Here is a 21,526-nt window from a genome sequence, read left to right on the forward strand (position 1 = left end):
TCCGTTGGCTGGCTGGGCGGCCCCGCTCGACGTCAAGGGCGCAAACGTGCCAAAGGACGAGTCTAACGGGGCGCGGGGACGCGAATGAGCCCGTGGGCAGGCCGGGCGGCTCCTGATCTCGTACGGTCTCGACTGCTGAGACGTCAGAGGAGGTGGGCCGGGGTGCCGACGGGCAGGATAAATCGGAACTCGGCCCCGCCACGGGGGCCCCGTCCGACGGTGATGGTGCCGCCGTGGGCCTCGACGACGCCCTTGACGATGTAGAGGCCGAGGCCGGTGCCGCCGCGTTTGCTGCCCCGCCAGAAGCGGGTGAAGACGCGGCTCATCGACGCTTCGGGGATACCGGGTCCCTCGTCTCTCACGGTGACCTCCGTCCCCTCTTCTCCGTCGTCGCCCAGCGTGGTGGGTGCCACCTCGATGGTGACGGTTCCGTCGCCGTGGCGCACCGCATTTTCGAGGAGGTTCCCCAGGATCTGGTCGATCTTGTCGGGGTCGGCCCACAGCGCGGGCAGCCGTGGCCTGATCCGTACGAAGAAACGGTCCGGGGACTGGCCGCCGGTGATGTGCACCTGGATGTGCCGGCCGACGGCGGCGGCGATGTCCACGGGCTGGCGGCGCACTTCGAGGCGGCCGGAGTCGATCCGGGAGATGTCGAGGAGTTCGGCGATGAGCCGCTTGATGCGGCCGGCGTCGGCGTCGACCGTCTCCAGCATGAGCCGCTTCTGCTCGTCGTTGAACCGCTCCCACTTGTCGAGGAGGGTGGCGGTGAAGCCCTTCACGGAGGTGAGCGGGGAGCGCAGTTCGTGGGCGACGGTGGCGATGAGCTCGGCGTGGCTGCGCTCGGTGCGGCGGCGCGCCTCGGTGCCGCGCAGCGAGACCACGACGCGGCGGACGGGCCCGGTGGGGTGCTCGCGGACGTAGCGGGCGGAGACGAGGACCTCGCGGCCGCCGGGGAGCAGCAGGTTCCGCTCGGGCTGTCCGCGCCGGGTGGAGAGACCGCCGTACGGATCGGTCAGCGCCCACCAGCGGCGTCCCTTGAGGTCCTCCAGGGGCAGCGCCCGGTCGAGGGGGAGGCCGAGGGCCCGGTCGCCGGGTACGGCGGTGATGCGGGCGGCGGCGGCGTTGAAGCTGACGACGCGGCCGGTCTCGTCGGCGATGACGAGACCGTCGGGCAGGTCGTCGGGGTCGAGCCCGGCGAATCCGAGGGATGCCGCGGATGCGGCGGGCTCCGCGGATGCGGATCCGGCGATCGTCGCGGGTTCGGGCTGCGGCCGGCCGCTCTCGGGCGGCTCGGGTCCGGCCCCGGGCTGCTCCGGGGCGTGCGGCGCGGCGCTCCGTGCCTGTGCGGGACTGTCCGTGCCGACCGTCATCCCCGTTCCCCACCCCTCCGTGTAGCGCAGTGGGCCCCCGAGTGCGTCACTCTACTGGGCGGGGGCAGCGGAATGGACCCCTCAGGCGGAGGTTCGGGGGCGCTGGGCGCGGGCGGAGGCGTACAGGCAGACCGCGGCGGCGGTGGCGAGGTTCAGGCTCTCGGCCTTGCCGTGGATCGGGACGCGGACGACGGCGTCGGCGAGCGCCCGGGTCTCCTCGGGCAGCCCCCAGGCCTCGTTGCCGAAGATCCAGGCGGTGGGCCCGCCCATGGTGCCGGTGTCGAGCTCGTCGTCGAGGTCGTCCTGGCCCGCCCCGTCGGCGGCGAGGATCCGTACGCCCGCGCTCTTGAGTCCGGCGACGGCCTGCTCGACGGGGACGCCGACGGCCACCGGCAGGTGGAAGAGGGAGCCGACGGAGGCGCGGACGGACTTGGGGTTGTAGAGGTCGACGGAGGCGTCGGTGAGGACGACGGCGTCGGCGCCGGCCGCGTCGGCGCAGCGCAGTACGGTGCCGGCGTTCCCGGGGTCGCGGACGTGCGCGAGGACGGCGACCAGCTTGGGCTTGGCCGCGATGATCTCCTCGAACGGCGAGTCGAGGAACCGGCAGACGCCGACGAGGCCCTGCGGGGTGACGGTCTGGGAGACCTCGGCGAGGACGGCGTCGGAGGCGAAGTGGACGCGGGCGCCGGCGGCGCGGGCGGCGTCGACGATCGCGGCGTAGCGCTCGGCGGCCTCGACGGTGGTGAAGAGCTCGACGAGGGTGGGCTCGCCTCCGGAGCCGCGGTGCGCGACGGCCTCGCGGACGGCCTGCGGGCCCTCGGCGATGAAGAGGCGGTCCTTGCCCCGGAAGTTGCGCTTGGCGAGCCGCCGGGCGGCGACGACGCGCGGGGAACGCGGGGAGATCAGCTCGGGGGTGGACATGTGCCTGCGGCTCTCTGACTCGTCGGGTACGGCGGCTGGGCCTGATCCGACGGGATGGTCAGACGGGCCCTGGGGCGGTCAACGCGCCGGACCCGCAGGCGCGAGGCCTGCGGGTCCGGGCAGAAGTACTGCGGCCTGGAAGATCAGGCGGCGGCCTTCGGGGCGTTGACGTCGGCCGGGAGGGCCTTCTGCGCGACCTCGACCAGCGCGGCGAACGCGTTGATGTCGTTGACGGCCAGCTCGGCGAGGATCTTGCGGTCCACCTCGATGTTGGCGGCCTTCAGACCCTGGATGAGGCGGTTGTACGTCATGCCGTTCTGGCGGGCAGCGGCGTTGATGCGCTGGATCCACAGCTGACGGAAGTCGCCCTTGCGCTTCTTGCGGTCGTTGTAGTTGTAGACCAGAGAGTGGGTGACCTGCTCCTTGGCCTTGCGGTACAGGCGCGAACGCTGACCGCGGTAGCCGGAGGCCGCCTCGAGGATCGCCCGGCGCTTCTTGTGGGCGTTGACTGCCCGCTTGACGCGTGCCACTTGTTAACTCCTTGTAGCGGGGTCGTGGTTGGACTCACACGACCCGAAAAACGAATGGGTCCCGGACTTGGCCGGAAGCCCCCGTCACCGAGGGCGGGTGATCAGATCAGATGCCCAGCATCTTCTTGATCTTGGCCGCGTCGCCCGGGGCCATCTCGGCGTTGCCGGTGAGGCGACGCGTCAGCTTGGACGACTTGTGCTCGAGCAGGTGGCGCTTGCCGGCGCGCTCGCGCAGGATCTTGCCGGAGCCGGTGACCTTGAAGCGCTTCTTGGCACCGGAGTGCGTCTTGTTCTTCGGCATCGCGCCGTATCTCCTCGTCAGTGGCGCTCCCCCCGGTGCGGGCACCGGACATCCGGGAGCGTCAATTCTTCGTTTGGTGGTTCCGGGCGGGGCCCAGGGCTGCCTGGGTGGCAGCCCGTCGGGTCACGCCTCGGGGGTCTCGGCCGGAGCGTCGGCCGGAGCCTCGGCGACCGGGGCCTCGGCGACCGGGGCCTCGGCGACCGGAGCCTCGGACGTCTCCTCGGCGGAGACACCCTGACGCTCGGCCTTGCGTGCGGCCTGGGCTTCACGCGCCTCGGCCATGGCCTCGGTCTTCTTCTTGTGCGGACCGAGAACCATGATCATGTTCCGGCCGTCCTGCTTCGGGTTGGACTCGATGAAGCCAAGCTCCTCGACGTCCGACGCCAGCCGCTGCAGCAGTCGGAAACCAAGCTCGGGGCGGGACTGCTCACGACCACGGAACATGATCGTGATCTTGACCTTGTCACCCTGCTTGAGGAACCGGACGACGTGACCCTTCTTGGTGTCGTAGTCGTGCGGGTCGATCTTCGGCCGGAGCTTCATCTCCTTGATGACCGTGTGCGCCTGGTTCTTGCGCGCCTCACGGGCCTTCATGGCCGACTCGTACTTGAACTTCCCGTAGTCCATGAGCTTGCACACGGGCGGACGGGCGTTCGCCGCGACCTCGACCAGGTCGAGGTCGTACTCCTGTGCGAGCTCCAGGGCCTTGGCAAGCGGAACAATCCCGACCTGCTCGCCGCTGGGTCCGACAAGTCGCACCTCGGGAACGCGAATCCTGTCGTTGATGCGGGGCTCGGCGCTGATGGATCCTCCTCGGTAGCACCACGCGACCGCCTGGCGGACGGACGCGCAACGTCTGTTTCTGAGACCAACCGAGCCGGCGCATGAAAAACGCCCCGGTACAGTACACAGGCGGGGCTCCACGGAAAACCGGAGCACCACCACGGTGAACCGCGGGGCGCACATCGGGCGGCTCCATCGTCCGTACGGAACGATGGGCGCCACCTGACCGGTGACCCGCCACCCGTGAGGGTGGTCAGGTGGGAGTACGGAGCCTCCACTTGTGGGCCGGACACGCAGATGTCCGGCCGGTCGTTACACAAGGTTAGCAGGACCCGGCGGTCGGCGCGAACCGTACGTCCGCTTATCGTGTGGGCATGAGCGAGACGCCCCAGAACGAGTCCACGGACTCCCCCGACTTCGAAAGCATGACCCGCGACATCGCGGAGGTCCCGGCCGTCGAGGTGATCGTGACCGTCGCCGTGAACCTGATGAGCGCCGCCGCCGTGAAGCTCGGGCTCACCGAGGAGGGCGAGAAGCACAAGGACCTCGACGAGGCGCGGAAGCTGATCCACGCGCTCGCGGGCCTCCTGGACGCCGGCGCGACGGAGGTGTCCTCCTTCCACGCGGCGCCCCTGCGGGACGGCCTGAAGTCCCTCCAGCTCGCCTTCCGCGAGGCCTCCCTGATCCCGGACGACCCGGGCCAGGGACCGGGCGAGAAGTACACGGGGCCGGTGTACGGCTAGAGCTCGTCGGGGCTGCGGGGGCACGGGGGTCGCCCCCGGGAGACAGCAGCCACGGGGCCGGTGTACGGCTGGAGGCCGGTGTACGGCCAGGACCTACCTCACGTAGAAGGGCTCGCCAGGAGGCGTGGCCGAGGCCGGCAGGAGTGCCAGGTCGAGGCCCCGCACCAGGCGGGCCCTCAGTGTTTCGTCGGCGGCCAGGGCACGGGCCACCCGCTGGGCGGCCTCCGCCGGGGAGGCGTCGGCGTCGAGCACCAGGGCGACGGTGCCGTCGGCGGTGCCGGGCCCCAGGTGGGCGCGGAGCACCGCAGGCTCGGCGGCCACGGCGGCGCGCACGGCCTCCCGTACGGCCGGGTCGTCGAGCGGGTCGGCGCTGGAGCGGCCCTCGGCGAGGGCGAGCAGGGCGGAGCCGGTGACCTGGTACGGCACGGGGCCGGCCATGTCCAGGACGAGGGTGTCGGCCTTCTCGTGGACGAGCGCCGCCAGCGCCTGCTGCGTGGGCACGGCGACGGGGCGCGCCTCCGGGTCCCACAGGGCGAGCGAGGCGATCGAGGTGAAGGCCGGCAGGGCCCGCCGGTCGCCCGCCGTGAGGGTGGGGACGGCCATGTCGCTCGTCTTCTCCTGCTTCAGACCCGTCACGGGGTCGATCTCGACCTCGCCGAGGACGGCCACCACGGGGACGAGGAGCCGGGCCCCCTTCAGGGCTTCGAGGACGGGACCGTGGGCGGTTCTGTCCTCCGCCCAGGCCGCGAGGGCCGCGGCGAGGCGCGGGTCGGCGGTGCCGTCGTCTTCGGAGAAACCGGGGTCCGGGATGTTCTTGAGGGCCACGCCCCGAGCCTAACCGGCGGGTCCGGGCCGCCGGCTAGGAGGTCCGGTGGGCGCGCCGGATCATCACGGCGGTGAGGAGGAGCAGGGCGCCGAGTCCGCCGGCCACGGGGGCGAGCAGGCCGAGGGGGCGGCTCTCCTCGACGGCGGGGACGGGTCCGGGTCCGAAGTAGCGGCCCTGGTAGCCGGTGGTGGTGGTCCTGGGGTCGCCGCCCCTGATCCGTCGGCCGGCGGCGATCGCGGCGGCCGGGTCGACCGTCCCGTACCCCTTGGCGTCGCTGCGTCCGCTCTTCGGCCGGTTGCGGGCGGTGTCGATGAGGAGCCGCTTGATCTGGGCGGGGGTGAGGTCGGGGTGCGCCGAGCGGACGAGGGCGACGGCCCCGGAGACGAACGCGGCGGCGGCGCTGGTGCCCCAGCCCTCGTAGTAGCGGCGGTCGGGGTCGGCGATGACGATGTCGTCGCCGGGGGCGCTGACGGTGGCGTACCAGCGGCGGGTGGAGAAGGCGGCGTGGGTGCCGTAGCGGTCGACGGCGGTGACCGCGATGACGCCGGGGTAGGCGGCCGGGTACGAGATGTGGTCGCCCTTCTCGCCGCCGTTGCCGGCGGAGGCGACGACGGAGACGCCCTTGGCGAGGGCGTACTGGACGGCGGCGTCCTCGCCCGCGTCGGGGTGGGCGGACTTGGAGTCGTCGCCGAGGGAGAGGTTGATGACGTCGGCGCCGTGGTCGGCGGCCCAGCGGATGCCTTCGGCGAGGGCGGTGCCCCGGGACTTGCGGGCCTTGTCGCGGGCCTTGTCGGTGGACTCCAGGATGACCCGCACGGGGAGGATGCGGACGTCGGGGGCGACACCGAGGACGCCGTCCTGGGCGCCGGGGCCGTGGCCGTGCCCGGCGATGATGCCGGCCATGGCGGTGCCGTGCCGGGCCCAGGCACGGTCGCCCTTCGAGGCGCCGAAGCCGATGAGGTCGCGTCCGGTGAGCACCGAACCGGCGAGGTCCGGGTGGTCGGCGTCGACGCCGGTGTCCAGGACGGCGACGGTGACGCCCTTGCCCTTGGTGGTGCGCCAGACCTCGCTGGTGTGGAGGGCTTCGAGACCCCACTGGCGGGCCCTGATGGTGTCGGCGTGCGCGGGGGCGGTGGTGGCGGGCAGGACGGAGAAGGCGGCGGCGAGAAGGGCGACCGCGCCGCCGCGGGCCCGGCGGCGGTGGGTGGGTCGGGTCACCGGGCGTTCTCCTTGGCGGCCGTGGTGGCGGCCGTGCGCAGCAGGCGTACGAGGCGTTCGGTGATGCCCTTGGCCTCGTGACCGAGGCCGGACTGGGAGGTGGCGTCGGTACGGTTCGGGGCCATGGCCCGGTCGGCGGGCACGGGGCCGCCGTCGACGGTCCGGCCGTCGGCGAAGCCGGAGACGGCGGTGGCGACGACGGGGAGGTCGGCGGGGGCGTTCAGCCACCAGGCGGCGCGCTGCGGGGCGCCGAAGCGGGCGGCGACGGTGCCGGGGCCGGCGAGGGCCGGGGGGACGTCGGCGCCGAGGCGGGCGGTGAGGTCCGGGCCGAGGGTGCGCTGGGTGGCGGCGTCGGCGCGGGTGAAGACGAGCCCGACGGTGATCACGCTGCTGGCGGTGGCGTCGGTGTACGTGGCGCGCAGGACGCGCTCGCAGCCGAGGGGCTCGACGGTGGCGAGGAGGCCCTTGGCGAGGACGGCGGAGGTGCAGGGGGCGTCCGGGGCGACGACGATCCGGGTCCAGGTGCGGGCGGCGCCGCCGGGGCCGGCGCCGGGGCCGGCGAGGGTGCGGGGGAAGAGGGCGTCGACGGGGGAGTCGTGCCAGAGGTCCTCGGCCTCGGTGTAGCCGACGGGTTCGGCGGGCTTGCCGGGTTCGGCGGCGGCCAGCCAGACACCGGCGAGGGCGCCCCCGACGAGCCCGAAGCCGAGCACGGCGCAGGCGGCGACCGCGAGGGTCCGCCCGGGACGCCGCTCCCGCACGGGCCGCAGACGCGTGGTGACCTCGACGGGCGTCTCGGGCGGGAGGGCACCGGGGCCGTAGGAGAGAGCGTACGGGGGAAGGGCCTGCGCCCGTGGGGAGCCGGCACCGCCCGCGTGCGGGCCGGGACGCCCGGCGACGACGGGCCGGGCGGGCGTGGCCGTGGGCCGGGCGGGCGTGGCCGTGGCCCGGGCGCCGACGCCCGTCGGCCCGGCAGGCCCGACGGGACGGCCGGTGGGCTCGTCCTGCGCGGCCGTGGGCCAGTCGGGGGCGGCCACGGGTCGTGCGGGGGCGTCCGGAGAGCCTGCGCGGGCGGCCGTGGGCCGGGGCGGGGCGGGCGGAACGGCCGTCGTCGCGGCCGGGGCGCTCGGCGGCGCGGACGTCAGGCTTGGCCGCGCGGGCAGCACCGGGCCGGGCTGGGGCGACGGGGGCGCGGTCGGCGGTGCGGGCAGCACCGGGCCCGGCCGGGTCGACGGGGGCGTCGGCGGTGCGGGCGTCCCCGCGGCGGGTCGTACAGGCGTCCCCGCCGTGGGTCGTACGGGCGTCACCGGGGCCGGTGCGGGCGGCGGGGTCGTCGTGGGCCGGGCGGGCGGCACCCGGCCCGGCTGGGGCGCCGGAGGCGGGTCCGTCAGCGTGATCGGGCGCAGGCGGGTCGTCGTCTCCACCGCGGGAAGGTCCGCCGTCTCCGCCTGGGGGCGGTCCGCCGTCTCCGGGGCCTGGAGCAGGGCGTCCGTGATGCGGGAGGTCGTGGCGCGGTGCTCGCCGGTCATCCCCGTCCCCCCGCTCGTGTCGACAATGCCCGTCACTCTACGGGCTGTTCCCCCGCACGCGGGAACCCAGGGGTACCCACCCGTAAACCGGTCTGGCAAGCTCGGGCCATGACTCCCCGTGCCGCCGACCGGGCCCGGTACGACCGGGCCACCGCTCATCTCGACGCGCCCTTGGCGATCGTCGACCTGGAGGCCTTCGACGACAACGCGGCGGACCTCGTGCGCCGGGCCGGGGGCAAGCCGATCAGGGTGGCGAGCAAGTCCGTGCGGTGCCGCGCGCTGCTCGAACGGGTCCTGGCGCGGGAGGGCTTCGCCGGGATCATGTCGTTCACGCTCGACGAGTCCTTGTGGCTGGCGCGGGCCGGGTTCGAGGACGTCCTCCTCGCGTACCCCTCCGCCGACCGTTCCGGGTTCGGGGAGCTCGCGCGGGATCCGAAGCTCGCCGCCGCCGTGACCGTGATGGTGGACGACGTGGCGCAGCTCGATCTGATCGACGCCGCCCGCGCGGGCGGGACGGAGGAGGTGCGGGTCTGTCTGGAGATGGACACCGCGCTCCGGCTGCTCGGCGGCCGGGTACGGGTCGGGGCGCGGCGTTCGCCGCTGCGGACCCCGGCGGACCTGGCCGAGCTGGCCCGTTCCGTGGTGCGGCGCCCCGGTTTCCGGCTGGTCGGGATCATGGCGTACGAGGGGCATGTCGCCGGGGTCGGGGACGCGGTGGCGGGCCGGCCGTTCAGGTCGCGGGCGATCCGGCTGATGCAGTCCGCCGCCCGCGGGGAGCTGGCGGAGCGCCGGGCGGCCGTGGTGCGGGCCGTACGGGCGGTGGCGCCGGACCTGGAGTTCGTGAACGGCGGCGGCACCGGCAGCGTGCAGCACACGGCCGCCGAGGACGCGGTGACGGAGATCGCCGCCGGTTCGGGCCTCTTCGTGCCGCGTCTCTTCGACAACTACACGTCCTTCAGCGGGCGCCCGGCCGCGCTCTTCGCTCAGCCGGTGGTCCGCCGCCCGGGGGTGGGCGTGGTGACGGTCCTCGGCGGCGGCTATCCCGCGTCGGGGGCCGCGGGCCGGGACCGGCTGCCCGTCCCGTATCTGCCGGAGGGGCTCCGGTACGACTCCCAGGAGGGTCCCGGCGAGGTGCAGACCCCGCTGCTCGGCTCCCCGGCCGACGATCTGCGGATCGGCGACAAGGTCTGGTTCCGGCACGCGAAGGCCGGGGAGCTGTGCGAGCGGTTCGAGAGCCTGCACCTGGTCGTGGGCGATCGCGTGACGTCGGCCGTGCCCACGTACCGGGGCGAGGGAATGACCTTCCTCTAGAACACCGTGTCCAGCTGGTCCGGGACGACGCTGCCGTCGGTGCGCCGTACCGGCTGTGCCGTGCCGTCGCCCGCCGTGTAGCCGGTGGTGGAGCAGGGGTACGCGCTCGTCTTCTGCTTCTTCGGCTCGATGAACATGGGGTTCACGAGCCAGCGGCCGTCGCCGTTCTCGTACGCCCGGCACATGAGTTCGTTCTTGTTGCGGTTGAGGACCAGGCGCAGCCCGGTGGCGTCCCGCAGGAAGGAGATGTCCGTGTCGGAGTCGCCCGCGGCGAAGACCTGGCGGCGGGCGGCGGGCTGGACGCGCTCTGCGGCGGGGCCCCGGACGCCGAAGATCTCCTGGTTGATCCAGCAGCGCTTGCCGTCGATGTAGGTGATCATCGTGTCCTCGCCGTCCCGGACGGTGCCGCAGCCCTTGAGGTGGCTGGTGAGGCGGCCGTGGTCGGTGGTGTTGCGGATGCCGAGGGCGTGGGAGGGGTCGACGCCGGCGCCCTTCGCCCAGACGTCGACGACGGGTTCGGGCGAGGCGGAGACGATCCAGACGTCGAAGCCGCCGTCCTGGAGGGTGCGGATCAGGTCGCGCTGCTGGTCGTAGTAGCGGACCCAACCGGTGACCCGGGCCGTGCCGACCTGCTGGGTGGCGCCCTGCGGGGCGGCGAGGTTCTCGGCGCGGGCGGCGGCGGCGAAGGAGGCGGCCTGGCGGGTGGTCCAGCCGTGCAGGAGCTGGGCGAGCCAGGCGTACTGGGGCTCCGTGCGGCGGCGGTCGTAGCCGGCGAAGGCGGTCTTCCCGCCGGTGGTGGTGCCCGAGCCGTAGACGGAGAGGAGTTCGTCGGCGCAGCGGGTGTCGGTGGCCGTGGGGAGGGTGCGGACGCCGGTGGGGCAGGCCTGGCCGAGGGCGGTCGCGGCCTCGGGGGTGAGGTGGCGGCTGGTGGTGGACCAGTCGCCGTCCTTCGGGGGCCGGACGCGGTCGTTGCGCAGGAGCCAGTAGAAGGTGGCGTCGCCGACGTCGTTCTTGATGACGGTGTTGTCCCAGTCGAAGACCGCGACGGGCTTCCTCCCGCCCGTGCCACGGTCCCCGCATTGCTCGGCGATGAGGTCGTCGATGCGGGCCTTGTTCTGCCCGTACCAGCCCTCGGAGATCTTCAGGGTGGGGCATCCGGCGGGCCCGGCCGGGGGGCGCGCCTCGGCGTTCGCCGCGGGGAGGAGGCCGGTGGCCGCGAGGGCGAGGGCGGCCGCGGCGGCGGAGGCGCGGAGCTTGTCGTTCATGATCACTCTCCTGGGTGTACGCGGGACAGCCGGGCGCCTTGCGACGCCCGGCTGTCCGGTGGGGGGATTCTGGGTGAACGCCTAGAGCGGGGTCACGTACGCGCCGGAGATGCCGCCGTCGACGAGGAAGTCGCTGGCGTTGACGAAGGAGGAGTCGTCGCTCGCGAGGAAGGCGACGGCGGCGGCGATCTCCTCGGCCTCGGCGAAGCGTCCGACGGGGATGTGGACGAGGCGGCGCGCGGCCCGCTCGGGGTCCTTGGCGAACAGCTCCTGGAGGAGCGGGGTGTTGACGGGCCCGGGGCAGAGGGCGTTGACGCGGATGCCCTCGCGGGCGAACTGGACGCCCAGCTCGCGGGACATCGCGAGGACGCCGCCCTTGGACGCGGTGTACGAGATCTGGCTGGTGGCCGCGCCCATGATGGCGACGAAGGAGGCAGTGTTGATGATGGAGCCCTTGCCCTGGCGGCGCATGTAGGGCAGGGCGGCCTTGCAGCAGAGGTAGACGGAGGTGAGGTTGACGTCCTGGACGCGCTTCCAGGCCTCCAGGCCGGTCTCCAGGATGGAGTCGTCGTCGGGGGGCGAGATGCCGGCGTTGTTGAAGGCGATGTCGACGGAGCCGTAGGTGTCGAACGCCGTCTTGAAGAGCGCCTCGACCTCCTCCGGGTCGGTGACGTCGACCTTGACGAAGGTGCCGCCGACCTCCTCGGCGGCGGCCTTGCCGGCCCGCTCGTCGATGTCGGCGCAGACGACGTTGGCGCCCTCGGAGGCGAGGCGGCGGGCGGTGGCGAGGCCGATGCCGCTGCCGGCTCCGGTGATGACGGCGGTGCGGCCGACGAGGCGGCGGCAGACGATCTCTTCGGTGCTCATGCGGTTCAGGCCTCCGTGCTGAGGAAGACGTTCTTGGTTTCGGTGAAGGCGGTCAGGGCGTCGGGGCCGAGTTCGCGGCCGAGGCCGGACTGCTGGTAGCCGCCGAACGGCGTCCAGTAGCGGACGCTGGAGTGCGAGTTGACAGAGAGGTTGCCGGCCCGGACGGCGCGGGAGGCGCGCAGGGCGCGGCCGACGTCACGGGTCCAGATCGAGCCGGACAGGCCGTACTCGGTGGCGTTGGCGAGGCGGATCGCGTCGGCCTCGTCCTCGAAGGGCAGGACGACGGCGACGGGTCCGAAGATCTCCTCGACGGCGCAGGGCGCGTCCTCGGCGACGCCGGTGAGGACGGTCGGCGGGAACCAGAAGCCGGGTCCCTCGGGCGCCTTGCCCCGGATGCCGTCGAGATCGTCGGTGGCGTAGGAGCGGACGCGGTCGAGCTGGGCGCGGGAGATGAGCGGGCCCATCTGGGTGCGCTCGTCGGCGGGGTCGCCGACGACGATCTCCTCGATGGCGGGGGTGAGGAGCTCCAGGAAGCGGTCGTACGCGCTCCGCTGGACGAGGATGCGGGTGCGGGCGCAGCAGTCCTGGCCGCTGTTGTCGAGGAAGGACATCGGCGCGGCCGCCGCCGCGGCCTCCAGGTCCGCGTCGGCGAAGACGATGTTGGGGCTCTTGCCGCCGAGTTCGAGGGTGACCCGCTTCACCTGGTCGGCGCACTTCGCCATGATCGACTTTCCGACCCGGGTGGAGCCGGTGAAGACGATCTTGGCGACGCCGGGGTGTTCGACCAGGGCGTTCCCGGCGACGGGTCCGGTGCCGGGGAGGACCTGGAAGAGGCCTTCGGGAAGGCCCGCCTCCAGGGCGAGTTCGGCGAGGCGGAGCGCGGTGAGCGGGGTGGTCTCGGCCGGCTTGAGGAGGACGGCGTTGCCGGCGGCGAGGGCGGGTGCGGTGGCCCACGCGGCGATCGGCATGGGGAAGTTCCAGGGGGCGATGACGCCGACGACCCCGAGCGGTTCGAGGATCGTGATGTCGAGGCCGCCGGCCACGGGGATCTGGCGGCCGTTGAGCCGCTCCACTCCCCCGGCGGCGAAGTCGAGCAGGTCGCGGACGTTGCCGGCCTCCCAGCGGGCGTTGCCGAGGGTGTGGCCGGCCTCGGTGACCTCCAGGCGGGCGAGTTCCTCGACGTGGTCGTCGACGACGGCGGCGAAGCGGCGGAGCAGCCGGGCCCGGTCGGCGGGCGCGGCGGCGCCCCAGCCGCGCTGGGCGGTGGCGGCGCGGGCGACGGCGGCGTCGACGTCGGCCGGGGTGGCGGCGGGGACGGTGGCGACGAGTTCCTCGGTCGCCGGGTTCAGTACCTGGAGCAACTCTTCCTCTTCTTTCGTCTTCGTCACAGGCGTTCGAAGGAGCGGCGCAGCTCCCAGTCGGTCACCGCCGCGTCGAAGGCGTCGAGTTCGACGCGGGCCATGTTGCGGTAGTGGGCGACGACCTCGGCCCCGAAGGCGGCCTTGGCGATCTCGCTGGTGTCCCAGAGTTCGGCGGCCTCGCGCAGGGTGGTGGGGACGTGCGCGTACTCGGCGTTGTACGCGTTCCCGGTGCAGGGCGGGGGCAGTTCGAGGCGCTGCTCGATGCCGTGGAGGCCCGCGGCGACCAGGCCGGCGACGGCGAGGTACGGGTTGACGTCGCCGCCGGGGAGGCGGTTCTCGAAGCGGGTGGAGCGGCCGTGGCCGACGACCCGGAGCGAGCAGGTGCGGTTGTCGTGGCCCCAGGCGACGGCGGTGGGCGCGAAGGAGCCGGGCTGGAACCGCTTGTAGGAGTTGATGTTCGGGGCGTAGAGGAGGGAGAAGTCGCGGAGGGCGGCGAGCTGTCCCGCGAGGAAGTGCCGCATTGTCTCGGACATGCCGTGGGGGTCGTCCCCGGCCATCACGTTGTGCCCGTCGGCGTCCTGGAGCGAGAGGTGGATGTGACAGGAGTTGCCCTCGCGCTCGTTGTACTTCGCCATGAAGGTGAGCGAGCAGCCCTCCTGGGCGGCGATCTCCTTGGCGCCCGTCTTGTAGACGGCGTGCTGGTCGCAGGTGACGAGGGCCTCGTCGTACTTGAAGGCGATCTCGTGCTGGCCGGGGTTGCACTCGCCCTTGGCGGACTCGACGGTGAGTCCGGCGCCGGTCATCTCGTTGCGGATGCGGCGCAGGAGGGGTTCGATGCGTCCGGTACCGAGGACGGAGTAGTCGATGTTGTACTGGTTGGCGGGGGTGAGGCCGCGGTAGTTCGCGTCCCAGGCCTGCTCGTAGCTGTCCTTGAAGACGATGAACTCGAGCTCGGTGCCGACGTGGGCGGTGAGGCCGAGCTCCGCGAGGCGCTCCAGCTGGCGGCGGAGGATCTGGCGGGGCGCGGCGACGACCGGGGTGCCGTCGGCCCAGGCGAGGTCGGCGGTCACCATGGCGGTGGCGTCGTTCCAGGGGAGGCGGCGGAGGGTGGTGAGGTCGGGGTGCATCGCGAAGTCGCCGTAGCCGCGGTCCCAGGAGGACATCTCGTAGCCGTCGACGGTGTTCATGTCGGTGTCGACGGCGAGGAGGTAGTTGCAGCCCTCGGTGCCGTGGCCGAGGACCTCGTCCAGGAAGAACGGTGCGGCGAACCGCTTGCCCTGGAGGCGTCCCTGCATGTCGGGGAAGGCCAGGACGACGGTGTCGATCTCGCCGCTCGCAACGAGGGCACGGAGCTCCTCGACGGTGAGCGGGGGTGTGCGGTCTGCCACGGGATTGCTCCTCCTTCGGCCTGCCGGGAGCCATAAGGTATTGCGGAAGACCATTGCTTGGGAAGTGCTGGAGGAAGGGAAACGAGAACGTGGCCAGTACGAGTGAACCGGCGGACCGGCTGACGCCCGTGCTGCGGCCGGTGCGGGCGGGCAACGGGTTCGAGGAGGCGCTGGAGCAGATCCTCCAGGTGGTGCGGCTCGGCCTGGTGCCCGGCGGGGAGCGGCTGCCCGCCGAGCGGGAGCTCGCGGAGCGGATGGGGATCAGCCGGGTGACCCTGCGCGAGGTCCTCAAGGTCCTCCAGGAGCAGGGGCTCGTGGAGAGCCGGCGCGGCCGGTACGGCGGGACGTTCGTGCTGCCCCGGACGCAGACGGCCGACGAGGACGAGCTGCGGCGCCGGATCGCCACCGTCGACATGGAGGACACCCTGCGCTTCCGTGAGGTCCTGGAGGTGGGCGCCGCCGGGCTGTGCGCGGCCCACGGCCTCGACGCGGCGGGCGCCGAGCGGCTGCGGACGGCCGTCGCGGCGACCCATGACGCCCCGCTGGCCGATTACCGCCGCCAGGACACCCTGCTCCACCTCACGCTCGCGGAGCTCTCCGGCTCGCCGACGCTGACGGCCCAGTACGCCGCCGTCCGCGCGACGGTGAACGACCTCCTGGACTGCATCCCCCTGCTCGTACGCAACCTGGAGCACTCCCAGCACCAGCACACCGCCCTGGTGGAGGCGGTCCTCGACGGGGACGCGGACGCGGCGCGCGAGGTGATGCGGGAGCACTGCGCGGGCACGGCGGCGCTACTGCGGGGCTTCCTGACCTGAGCCGCGCGCTTCCCGGCGTAACCCGAAAGTAACGCACGGGGGTTGCGCTCCCCCGTCGGCCACCGCAAAGGTATGGCTCCAATCCATTGGGCCCGTTGCGGGGAGCTGACGCTGCCATGACGCTCGAAGACACCACGCCGACGAAGGACGACTACCTGGAGCGCCGGGCATTGCGCCGCGGCAGCGCCGGGTGGCTGCTGCTGACCGGGCTCGGCGTGGCGTACGTCGTGTCCGGGGACTTCTCCGGCTGGAACATCGGCCTGTCGAAGGGCGGCTTCGGCGGGCTCGCCGTCGCCACCGTCCTGATGGGCGCGATGTACGCCTGCCTGGTCTTCGCGCTCGCCGAACTCTCCGCCATCCTGCCCACCGCGGGCGGCGGCTACGGCTTCGCCCGCCGGGCGCTGGGCACCTGGGGCGGCTTCCTCACCGGCACCGCGATCCTCATCGAGTACATCCTCGCCCCCGCCGCGATCTCCCTCTTCATCGGCGACTACGTGGAGTCCCTGGGGCTCTTCGGCCTGGAGTCCGGCTGGCCGGTCTACCTCGTCTGCTTCGCGCTCTTCATCGGCATCCACCTGTGGGGCGTGGGCGAGGCGCTGCGCTTCAGCCTGATCGTCACGGCGATCGCGGTCGCGGCCCTGGTCGTCTTCGCGCTCGGCGCGTTCACCGACTTCCACGTGGACGGCCTGAACGACATCCCGGTCGACGGCGAGGCCTTCGGATCGAACTCCTGGCTGCCCTTCGGGCTCCTCGGGATCTGGGCCGCGTTCCCCTTCGGCATGTGGTTCTTCCTCGGCGTCGAGGGCGTGCCGCTCGCCGCCGAGGAGGCGAAGGACCCGGTGCGGTCGATGCCGAGGGCGCTCGCGATCGCGATGGGGATCCTGGTGCTGCTCGCCGTCATGACCTTCTTCGCCGCCACCGGGGCGCGCGGCTCGGCCGCCGTCCAGGAGGCCGGAAACCCGCTGGTCGTGGCGCTCCAGGGCGACGGGGACCCCACCGTGCTCAGCCGCTTCGTGAACTACGCGGGCCTCGCGGGCCTGGTCGCCTCGTTCTTCTCCCTGATCTACGCCGGCTCGCGCCAGCTGTTCGCCCTCTCCCGGGCGGGCTACCTGCCCCGGTTCCTCTCCCTGACCAGCCGCCGCAAGTCGCCCTACCTGGGACTCCTCATCCCGGGCGCCCTCGGCTTCGCGCTCGCCGCCGGGACCGGGAACGGGGCCCGGATGCTGAACATCGCGGTCTTCGGCGCCACGATCTCGTACGCCCTGATGGCGCTCTCCCACATCGTGCTGCGCCGCCGCGAGCCGGGACTGCACCGGCCGTACCGCACGCCCGGCGGGATCGTGACCTCGTCGGTGGCCTTCGTCCTCGCCCTCGCGGCGCTCGCCGCGACCTTCCTGGTGGACCGGACGGCGGCGTTCATGGCACTCGGGGTGTACGTGATCGCCCTCGCCTACTTCGCGTTCTACAGTCGGCACCATCTGGTGGCCAGGGCGCCCGAGGAGGAGTTCGCGGCGCTCGCCGCGGCCGAGGCCGAACTCGAACGCGACTGATGCCCCTTCCCTTCCTGGAGGACGTTTCCGTGACCAAGCCGCTCATCGGCGTGACCACCTACCTGGACCAGGCGCGCTGGGGGGTGTGGGACATGACCGCCGCGCTGCTCCCCGCCCCGTACCCGCGTCTCGTACGGGAGAGCGGAGGCCTCGCGGTGATGCTGCCGCCCGGCGGGCCCGAGGACGCGGCGGCGGTCGTGGCCCGGCTCGACGGCCTGGTCGTCGCGGGCGGGGCGGACGTCGAGCCCGCACGGTACGGGGCCGAGCCCGACCCCCGCACCGGCCCGCCGGCCCGCGCCCGGGACACCTGGGAGCTGGCCCTGATCGACGCGGCCCTCGCCTCCGGCACCCCGCTGCTCGGCATCTGCCGGGGCATGCAGCTCCTGAACGTGGCGCTCGGCGGCACGCTGATCCAGCACCTGGACGGGCACGTGGAGGCGGTCGGGGTGATCGGCCGGCACGCGGTGAAGCCGGTGCCGGGCACGCGGTACGCGTCGCTGGTGCCCGAGCTCACCGAGGTGCCGACCTACCACCACCAGGCCGTGGACCGGCTGGGCACGGGCCTCGCGGCCTCGGCCCACGCGGAGGACGGCACGGTGGAGGCGGTCGAGCTGGCCGCACCGGCCTGGGCGCTCGGGGTGCAGTGGCACCCGGAGATGGGCGAGGACCTGCGTGTGATGCGGGGCCTGGTGGAGGCGGCGGGCCGCTGACACGGCGACGAGGAGCGGGGCGACCGGGGTGGGCTCCGGTCGCCCCGCGGCATGAGGGGCGGCTCGGGGGCGGTGACCTCCGCCCCGTGGCTCAGCTCGTCGCCGTCACCGCGCGACGGCCGAGGAGCACGTACAGGCCGGAGGCGACGACCATGCCGACCGGCAGCGAGAGGTCGACGCCGCCGAGCGCCGAGGCGACCGGGCCCGTGTAAAGGGTGTTGACGCACAGGGCGGCCGCGGCCACGCCCACGACGAGCGCGAGGGCGCCCGCCCGGTTGACGCCGCCCGTGAACCAGAAGGCACTGCCCGGGGTCTCGTCCGAGAGCGCCCGGCCGTCGTACCGGTTCCGGCGCAGGAGGATGTCCGTGGCGTAGACGGCCATCAGGGGGCCACTCAGGACGACGATCACCTGGAGGGCGTTGCTGACGGTGTCCAGGAAGTTGGAGACCAGCAGGCCGTAGAGGGTGAGCGCGACCGCGACCGTGCCGTCGAAGAGGACGCTGACGGTGCGTCGGATGCGCAGGCCGACGGCCTGGAGGGCGAGTCCGGCGCTGTACGCGGTCAGGGCGTTGATGGAGATCGTGCCGAGGATCAGGGCCAGCAGGAAGACGGGCACGAACCAGCCCGGCAGGATCTCCTGGAGCGCGTTCTGGGGGTCCGTCATGTCGACGGCGGTGGCCGCGAAGGCACCGAGCGAACAGACGACGACGCTGGGCACGAAGGCGCCGAGCGCGGTCCAGCCGATGATCGCCTTCTTCGAGGCCGTACGGGGCAGGTAGCGGGAGAAGTCGGCGCTCGTCGTGTACGAGAGCGGGCCCGAGGCGATCAGCGTGGTGCCCGCGACGAGCAGGGCCCAGAGCCCGACGCCACTGGCCGGCTCGGCGGGCGTGTACGAGAAGTCGGCGTGGCGGAGGACCGCGAGCGCGACGACGGTGAAGGCACCGGCCAGGGCCAGGGTGATCGGCAGGTACAGCTTGATGATCAGGGCGTGGCCGTAGACGCTGATCGCGAGGGTGAGCGCGGCGATGACGACGATCACCACCACCTTGACGGGGACGCTCGCGGTGATGCCGGCCTTCTCGACGAGCGCGAAGGCGGCGGTCGCGGCGGCGGCGAGATTGAGCGCGAAGTAGCACACGGAGACCAGCCAGCCGCCGATCGCGTTGTTCACCCGGTTGCCGATGACGCCGTACAGCGCCCGCGTGATCACCTCGCTCGGCGCGCCGGCGGCCGGTCCCGAGGTGGCGAGGAGCCCTGTCAGCACCCAGAAGAGGTTGCCCACGACGATCACGCCGACGGCCTGCCAGAGGCTCAGGCCCATCAGGACGAGGGCACCGCCGATGACGAGGCTGAGGTAGTTGACGTTCGCCGCGGCCCACACGGAGAAGAGCTCGCGCGGATGACCGTGGCGCTCGCTGTCGGGGATGTGATCGATGCCGTGGGCCTCGATGCGGCCGGGGCGGTCGGCCGGCGGGGTGACCTCGGCGCGGACGGCGCCGGGGTCGGGGATCGTGGAAGCCATGCGGCCCTCCGGATGCGTGTGTGCCCACCTGGTTGCTTATTGGTCGCACACTCAATAGTGTCCCCGGTATGCCGTCAAGCGTCCAGCGCAAGAGAATTCGGAAAACTCCCGAAGCCCGTAGGGCGGAGATCGTGGAGACCGCGGCCCGGGTCGCCCTGACCGAGGGCCTGGAGTGCGTCACGCTCCGGCGGATCGCCGACGAGCTCGCCGTACGACCCGGTCTGATCAGCCACTACTTCCCGTCGGCGGAGGATCTGGTGGCCGAGGCGTTCAGCGTCGCCGCCACCGGAGAGCTCGACGCCCTGCTGCCCGCCGACCGCCCCGACGGCACCCCCACGCAGTACCTCGCGCGCTACTTCGCCCTCTCGGCCGGAGAGGCGTACGACGACATCAGCCGCCTGTGGATCAACGCCCGGCACCTCAGCCGCTACCGGCCCGTGCTGCGCGAGCGGGTCTCCACGCAGGAGCTCGCCTCCGACGACCGCATCGAAGGACTCATCCGCGAGGGCGTCGAGCGGGGCGAGTTCCGGACGGACGACCCGCGCGCGGCGGCGATCCACATCCTGGTGGTCCTCGACGGCCTCGGCTCCCACGCCAACACGGACCGGAGCGACGTCCCGGAGGCGGTGGCGCGCATGGCGGTGACGACGGCGGAACGGGAACTCGGCCTGCCGTACGGCGCCTTGACCGAGGTGGCGCTGCCGGCGGGGTGGACGGGGACGGAGGGGCCCGAGGGCACCGAGGAGCGCGCGGAGCCCGACGGCGCCGAGGAGCCCGAGCCGCAGTGACGACCGGCGCGACGCCGACCGAGCCACGACCTCACCTCACCCACCCCACTGAACCCCACTCACCACCGCACTTCCCCCATCCGCGATCTTCTGGAGCCATCGTGCGCACCCGACTCGTCCTGCTCTCCGCCCGTCTGCTCGACCCCGGCACGGGGGCGTTCCTGCCGGAGACCGCGCTCGCCGTCTCCGACGACGGCCGGATCTCCGCCCTGGGCGACGACCGCGAGATCCGGGCGCTGGCGGGTCCGGCGACCACCGTCGTCGACCTCAAGGGGTCCGTCGTCACCCCAGGCCTGGTCGACGGCCACCTGCACCCGGTGTCGGGTGCCGAACTCACCCACGGCCTGGACCTGTCGTACTGCGCGGACGTCGACGACGTGCGGGAGGCCCTGGCACGCGAGGTGCGGAACCTCGACCGGGGCCAGTGGCTGTTCGGCTGGGGTCTCGACCCGAACGTCTTCGGCGACCGGCCCGTCGGCACCGCGCCGTTCGACGCCGTGCTCGACGGTGTGCCGGCGTTCCTGCTGCTCTTCGACGCCCACTCGGCCCTGGCCAGCCGCAGGGCCCTCGAACTCGCCGGGGTCGACGGCCCCCGCACCTTCGACCAGGCCTCCGCCGAGGTCGTCTGCGACGCCGACGGACGCCCGACCGGACTGCTCCAGGAGGACGCCGCCTGCGAGCTGGTCGAGCGGGTCGCTCCCCGGCCGACGCGGGAGGAGAGCCGGCAGCGGCTCGCGGCGACGCTGCGGTCGATGGCGGCGGCGGGCCTCACCGGCGGTCACGCGATGGACGCCAACGGCGACAGCCTCGCCCTGTACGGGGAGCTCGACGCGGCCGGTGAGCTGCCGCTGCGGCTCCGGGTCGCGCCCTGGTGCCAGCCGGGCACCGACGAGCCCGGGGTACGGGACCTGATCGCCCTCCAGGGCACGGGCGGCGAGTTCTGGCAGGTCGCCGGCGTGAAGCTCTTCATGGACGGGACGATCGACAACGGCACGGCGTGGCTGGAGCGCCCGGACTGCCACGGCGAGTCCACGCACGCGTTCTGGCCGGACCCCGAGGCGTACACGCGGATCATCGGGGAGCTGCACCGGGCGGGTGTGGCCACCGCGACGCACGCCATCGGCGACGCGGCCGTACGGCACGTGCTCGACGCGGTCGAGAAGGCACGGACCGGCGGGGGCGAGGTGCGGCACCGGGTCGAGCACATCGAGACGGTGCCGGACGACACGCTGCGCCGGTTCGCGGAGCTGGGCGTCCTGGCATCGATGCAGCCCACGCACTGCTGCGACTTCACCCGGGCCGACCACACCGACAACTGGTCGCGGCGCCTCGGCGAGGAGCGGGCGTCGCGCGCGTGGCGCTGCCGCGACCTGGCGGACTCGGGTACGACGGTGGTGCTCGGCTCGGACTGGCCGATCGCGCCGTTCCCGCCGCTCGGCGTGATGGCCGGGGCGCGGCACCGGCGCCCGAGCCGTGACCTCGGGCAGGCACCGCACGGACCGGAGCAGGCGCTGACGGCGCTGGAGGCGCTGCGGGGCATGACGACGGCGGCGGCGTACGCGGCGGGCGAGGAACACGAGGCGGGTCGGCTGTCGGTGGGCTACCGCGGGGACCTGACGGTGCTGGGGGCGGACCCGCTGACGACTCCGGCGACGGAACTCCCGGACGTCCCGGTCCTGCTGACGACGGTGTCGGGCCGCGTGACGTTCCGAGCGACGGACGTCTGAG

The 21,526-nt window shown here is 73.1% G+C and carries 20 protein-coding genes; 7 read left to right on the top strand and 13 right to left on the bottom strand.

Going from position 1 to position 21,526, the window contains the following annotated elements; translation table 11 throughout:
- Window positions 1-143 precede the first annotated feature (143 nt).
- The 5 genes from ACN9MM_RS08190 to infC all read right to left on the bottom strand — a co-directional run bounded on the left by ACN9MM_RS08190 (window position 144) and on the right by infC (window position 3,926).
- A complete protein-coding gene (locus ACN9MM_RS08190) occupies window positions 144-1,370 on the bottom strand; it encodes an ATP-binding protein (RefSeq protein ID WP_426363003.1) in 1,227 nt (408 codons plus the stop codon).
- Window positions 1,371-1,451: 81 nt separating this feature from the next.
- The gene (locus ACN9MM_RS08195; protein WP_426363004.1) at window positions 1,452-2,291 is read right to left on the bottom strand and encodes a TrmH family RNA methyltransferase; all 840 of its coding nucleotides are present in this window, start codon (window positions 2,289-2,291) and stop codon (window positions 1,452-1,454) included.
- A gap of 143 nt (window positions 2,292-2,434) precedes the next feature.
- Window positions 2,435-2,821, bottom strand: coding sequence for a 50S ribosomal protein L20 (gene rplT / locus ACN9MM_RS08200; protein WP_017241732.1), 387 nt, complete (start codon window positions 2,819-2,821; stop codon window positions 2,435-2,437).
- A gap of 106 nt (window positions 2,822-2,927) precedes the next feature.
- Complete coding sequence (rpmI, locus tag ACN9MM_RS08205; protein ID WP_015032399.1) at window positions 2,928-3,122, bottom strand: 50S ribosomal protein L35; 195 nt, start codon at window positions 3,120-3,122, stop codon at window positions 2,928-2,930.
- A gap of 123 nt (window positions 3,123-3,245) precedes the next feature.
- A complete protein-coding gene (infC, locus tag ACN9MM_RS08210) occupies window positions 3,246-3,926 on the bottom strand; it encodes a translation initiation factor IF-3 (protein ID WP_383661014.1) in 681 nt (226 codons plus the stop codon).
- 353 nt (window positions 3,927-4,279) lie between these two features.
- On the opposite strand from infC, the gene ACN9MM_RS08215 reads away from it, so the two are divergent.
- Window positions 4,280-4,648 carry a DUF1844 domain-containing protein gene (locus ACN9MM_RS08215; RefSeq protein ID WP_426363005.1) on the top strand — a complete coding sequence of 123 codons (369 nt, stop codon included), beginning with the start codon at window positions 4,280-4,282 and terminating at the stop codon, window positions 4,646-4,648.
- A gap of 93 nt (window positions 4,649-4,741) precedes the next feature.
- Here ACN9MM_RS08215 and ACN9MM_RS08220 read toward each other — a convergent pair whose 3' ends face one another.
- From ACN9MM_RS08220 to ACN9MM_RS08230, 3 genes are read right to left on the bottom strand one after another with little or no spacing between them, the layout of a single operon-like run.
- On the bottom strand, window positions 4,742-5,473 hold the full coding sequence (locus ACN9MM_RS08220) for an SseB family protein (protein WP_382867134.1): 732 nt from the start codon (window positions 5,471-5,473) through the stop codon (window positions 4,742-4,744).
- Window positions 5,474-5,507: 34 nt separating this feature from the next.
- On the bottom strand, window positions 5,508-6,692 hold the full coding sequence (gene mycP / locus ACN9MM_RS08225) for a type VII secretion-associated serine protease mycosin (protein WP_426363006.1): 1,185 nt from the start codon (window positions 6,690-6,692) through the stop codon (window positions 5,508-5,510).
- Window positions 6,689-8,218 (bottom strand): hypothetical protein, encoded by a 1,530-nt coding sequence (locus ACN9MM_RS08230; RefSeq protein WP_426363007.1) that lies wholly within the window; start codon window positions 8,216-8,218, stop codon window positions 6,689-6,691. The genes mycP and ACN9MM_RS08230 overlap by 4 nt, the downstream gene beginning before the upstream one ends.
- Window positions 8,219-8,326: 108 nt before the next feature.
- Between ACN9MM_RS08230 and ACN9MM_RS08235 the strand changes: the two genes are divergently transcribed.
- On the top strand, window positions 8,327-9,529 hold the full coding sequence (locus tag ACN9MM_RS08235) for an amino acid deaminase/aldolase (RefSeq protein ID WP_426363008.1): 1,203 nt from the start codon (window positions 8,327-8,329) through the stop codon (window positions 9,527-9,529).
- On the opposite strand, the gene ACN9MM_RS08240 is transcribed toward ACN9MM_RS08235, so the two are convergent.
- The 4 genes from ACN9MM_RS08240 to ACN9MM_RS08255 form a co-directional block, all read right to left on the bottom strand.
- The gene (locus ACN9MM_RS08240; RefSeq protein WP_426363009.1) at window positions 9,526-10,794 is read right to left on the bottom strand and encodes a haloacid dehalogenase-like hydrolase; all 1,269 of its coding nucleotides are present in this window, start codon (window positions 10,792-10,794) and stop codon (window positions 9,526-9,528) included. The two genes, ACN9MM_RS08235 and ACN9MM_RS08240, sit on opposite strands and share 4 nt — an antisense overlap.
- 81 nt (window positions 10,795-10,875) lie before the next feature.
- Window positions 10,876-11,661, bottom strand: a complete 786-nt coding sequence (locus ACN9MM_RS08245; RefSeq protein WP_426363010.1) for a 3-oxoacyl-ACP reductase — start codon at window positions 11,659-11,661, stop codon at window positions 10,876-10,878.
- Between the two features lie 5 nt (window positions 11,662-11,666).
- Entirely contained in the window at window positions 11,667-13,022 is a 1,356-nt protein-coding gene (locus tag ACN9MM_RS08250; RefSeq protein ID WP_426363011.1) for an aldehyde dehydrogenase family protein, read from the bottom strand.
- Between the two features lie 23 nt (window positions 13,023-13,045).
- On the bottom strand, window positions 13,046-14,410 hold the full coding sequence (locus tag ACN9MM_RS08255; protein ID WP_426363012.1) for a glutamine synthetase family protein: 1,365 nt from the start codon (window positions 14,408-14,410) through the stop codon (window positions 13,046-13,048).
- Window positions 14,411-14,499: 89 nt separating this feature from the next.
- Between ACN9MM_RS08255 and ACN9MM_RS08260 the strand changes: the two genes are divergently transcribed.
- The 3 genes from ACN9MM_RS08260 to ACN9MM_RS08270 all read left to right on the top strand — a co-directional run bounded on the left by ACN9MM_RS08260 (window position 14,500) and on the right by ACN9MM_RS08270 (window position 17,488).
- Window positions 14,500-15,228, top strand: coding sequence for a FadR/GntR family transcriptional regulator (locus ACN9MM_RS08260; RefSeq protein ID WP_382861025.1), 729 nt, complete (start codon window positions 14,500-14,502; stop codon window positions 15,226-15,228).
- 116 nt (window positions 15,229-15,344) lie between these two features.
- Window positions 15,345-16,778, top strand: a complete 1,434-nt coding sequence (gene eat / locus ACN9MM_RS08265) for an ethanolamine permease (RefSeq protein WP_426363013.1) — start codon at window positions 15,345-15,347, stop codon at window positions 16,776-16,778.
- A 29-nt stretch (window positions 16,779-16,807) separates the two neighbouring features.
- Complete coding sequence (locus ACN9MM_RS08270; protein ID WP_426363014.1) at window positions 16,808-17,488, top strand: gamma-glutamyl-gamma-aminobutyrate hydrolase family protein; 681 nt, start codon at window positions 16,808-16,810, stop codon at window positions 17,486-17,488.
- Between the two features lie 91 nt (window positions 17,489-17,579).
- Here ACN9MM_RS08270 and ACN9MM_RS08275 read toward each other — a convergent pair whose 3' ends face one another.
- Window positions 17,580-19,010, bottom strand: coding sequence for a purine-cytosine permease family protein (locus ACN9MM_RS08275; protein ID WP_426363015.1), 1,431 nt, complete (start codon window positions 19,008-19,010; stop codon window positions 17,580-17,582).
- A gap of 68 nt (window positions 19,011-19,078) precedes the next feature.
- Here ACN9MM_RS08275 and ACN9MM_RS08280 point away from each other — a divergent pair, with 68 nt between their 5' ends.
- Entirely contained in the window at window positions 19,079-19,798 is a 720-nt protein-coding gene (locus ACN9MM_RS08280; protein ID WP_426363016.1) for a TetR/AcrR family transcriptional regulator, read from the top strand.
- A gap of 101 nt (window positions 19,799-19,899) precedes the next feature.
- Window positions 19,900-21,525 (top strand): amidohydrolase, encoded by a 1,626-nt coding sequence (locus ACN9MM_RS08285; protein ID WP_426363017.1) that lies wholly within the window; start codon window positions 19,900-19,902, stop codon window positions 21,523-21,525.
- The last annotated feature ends 1 nt before the right edge of the window (window position 21,526 follow it).

This window comes from Streptomyces sp. E-08 (genome assembly GCF_049913095.1).
GTDB lineage: Bacteria > Actinomycetota > Actinomycetes > Streptomycetales > Streptomycetaceae > Streptomyces.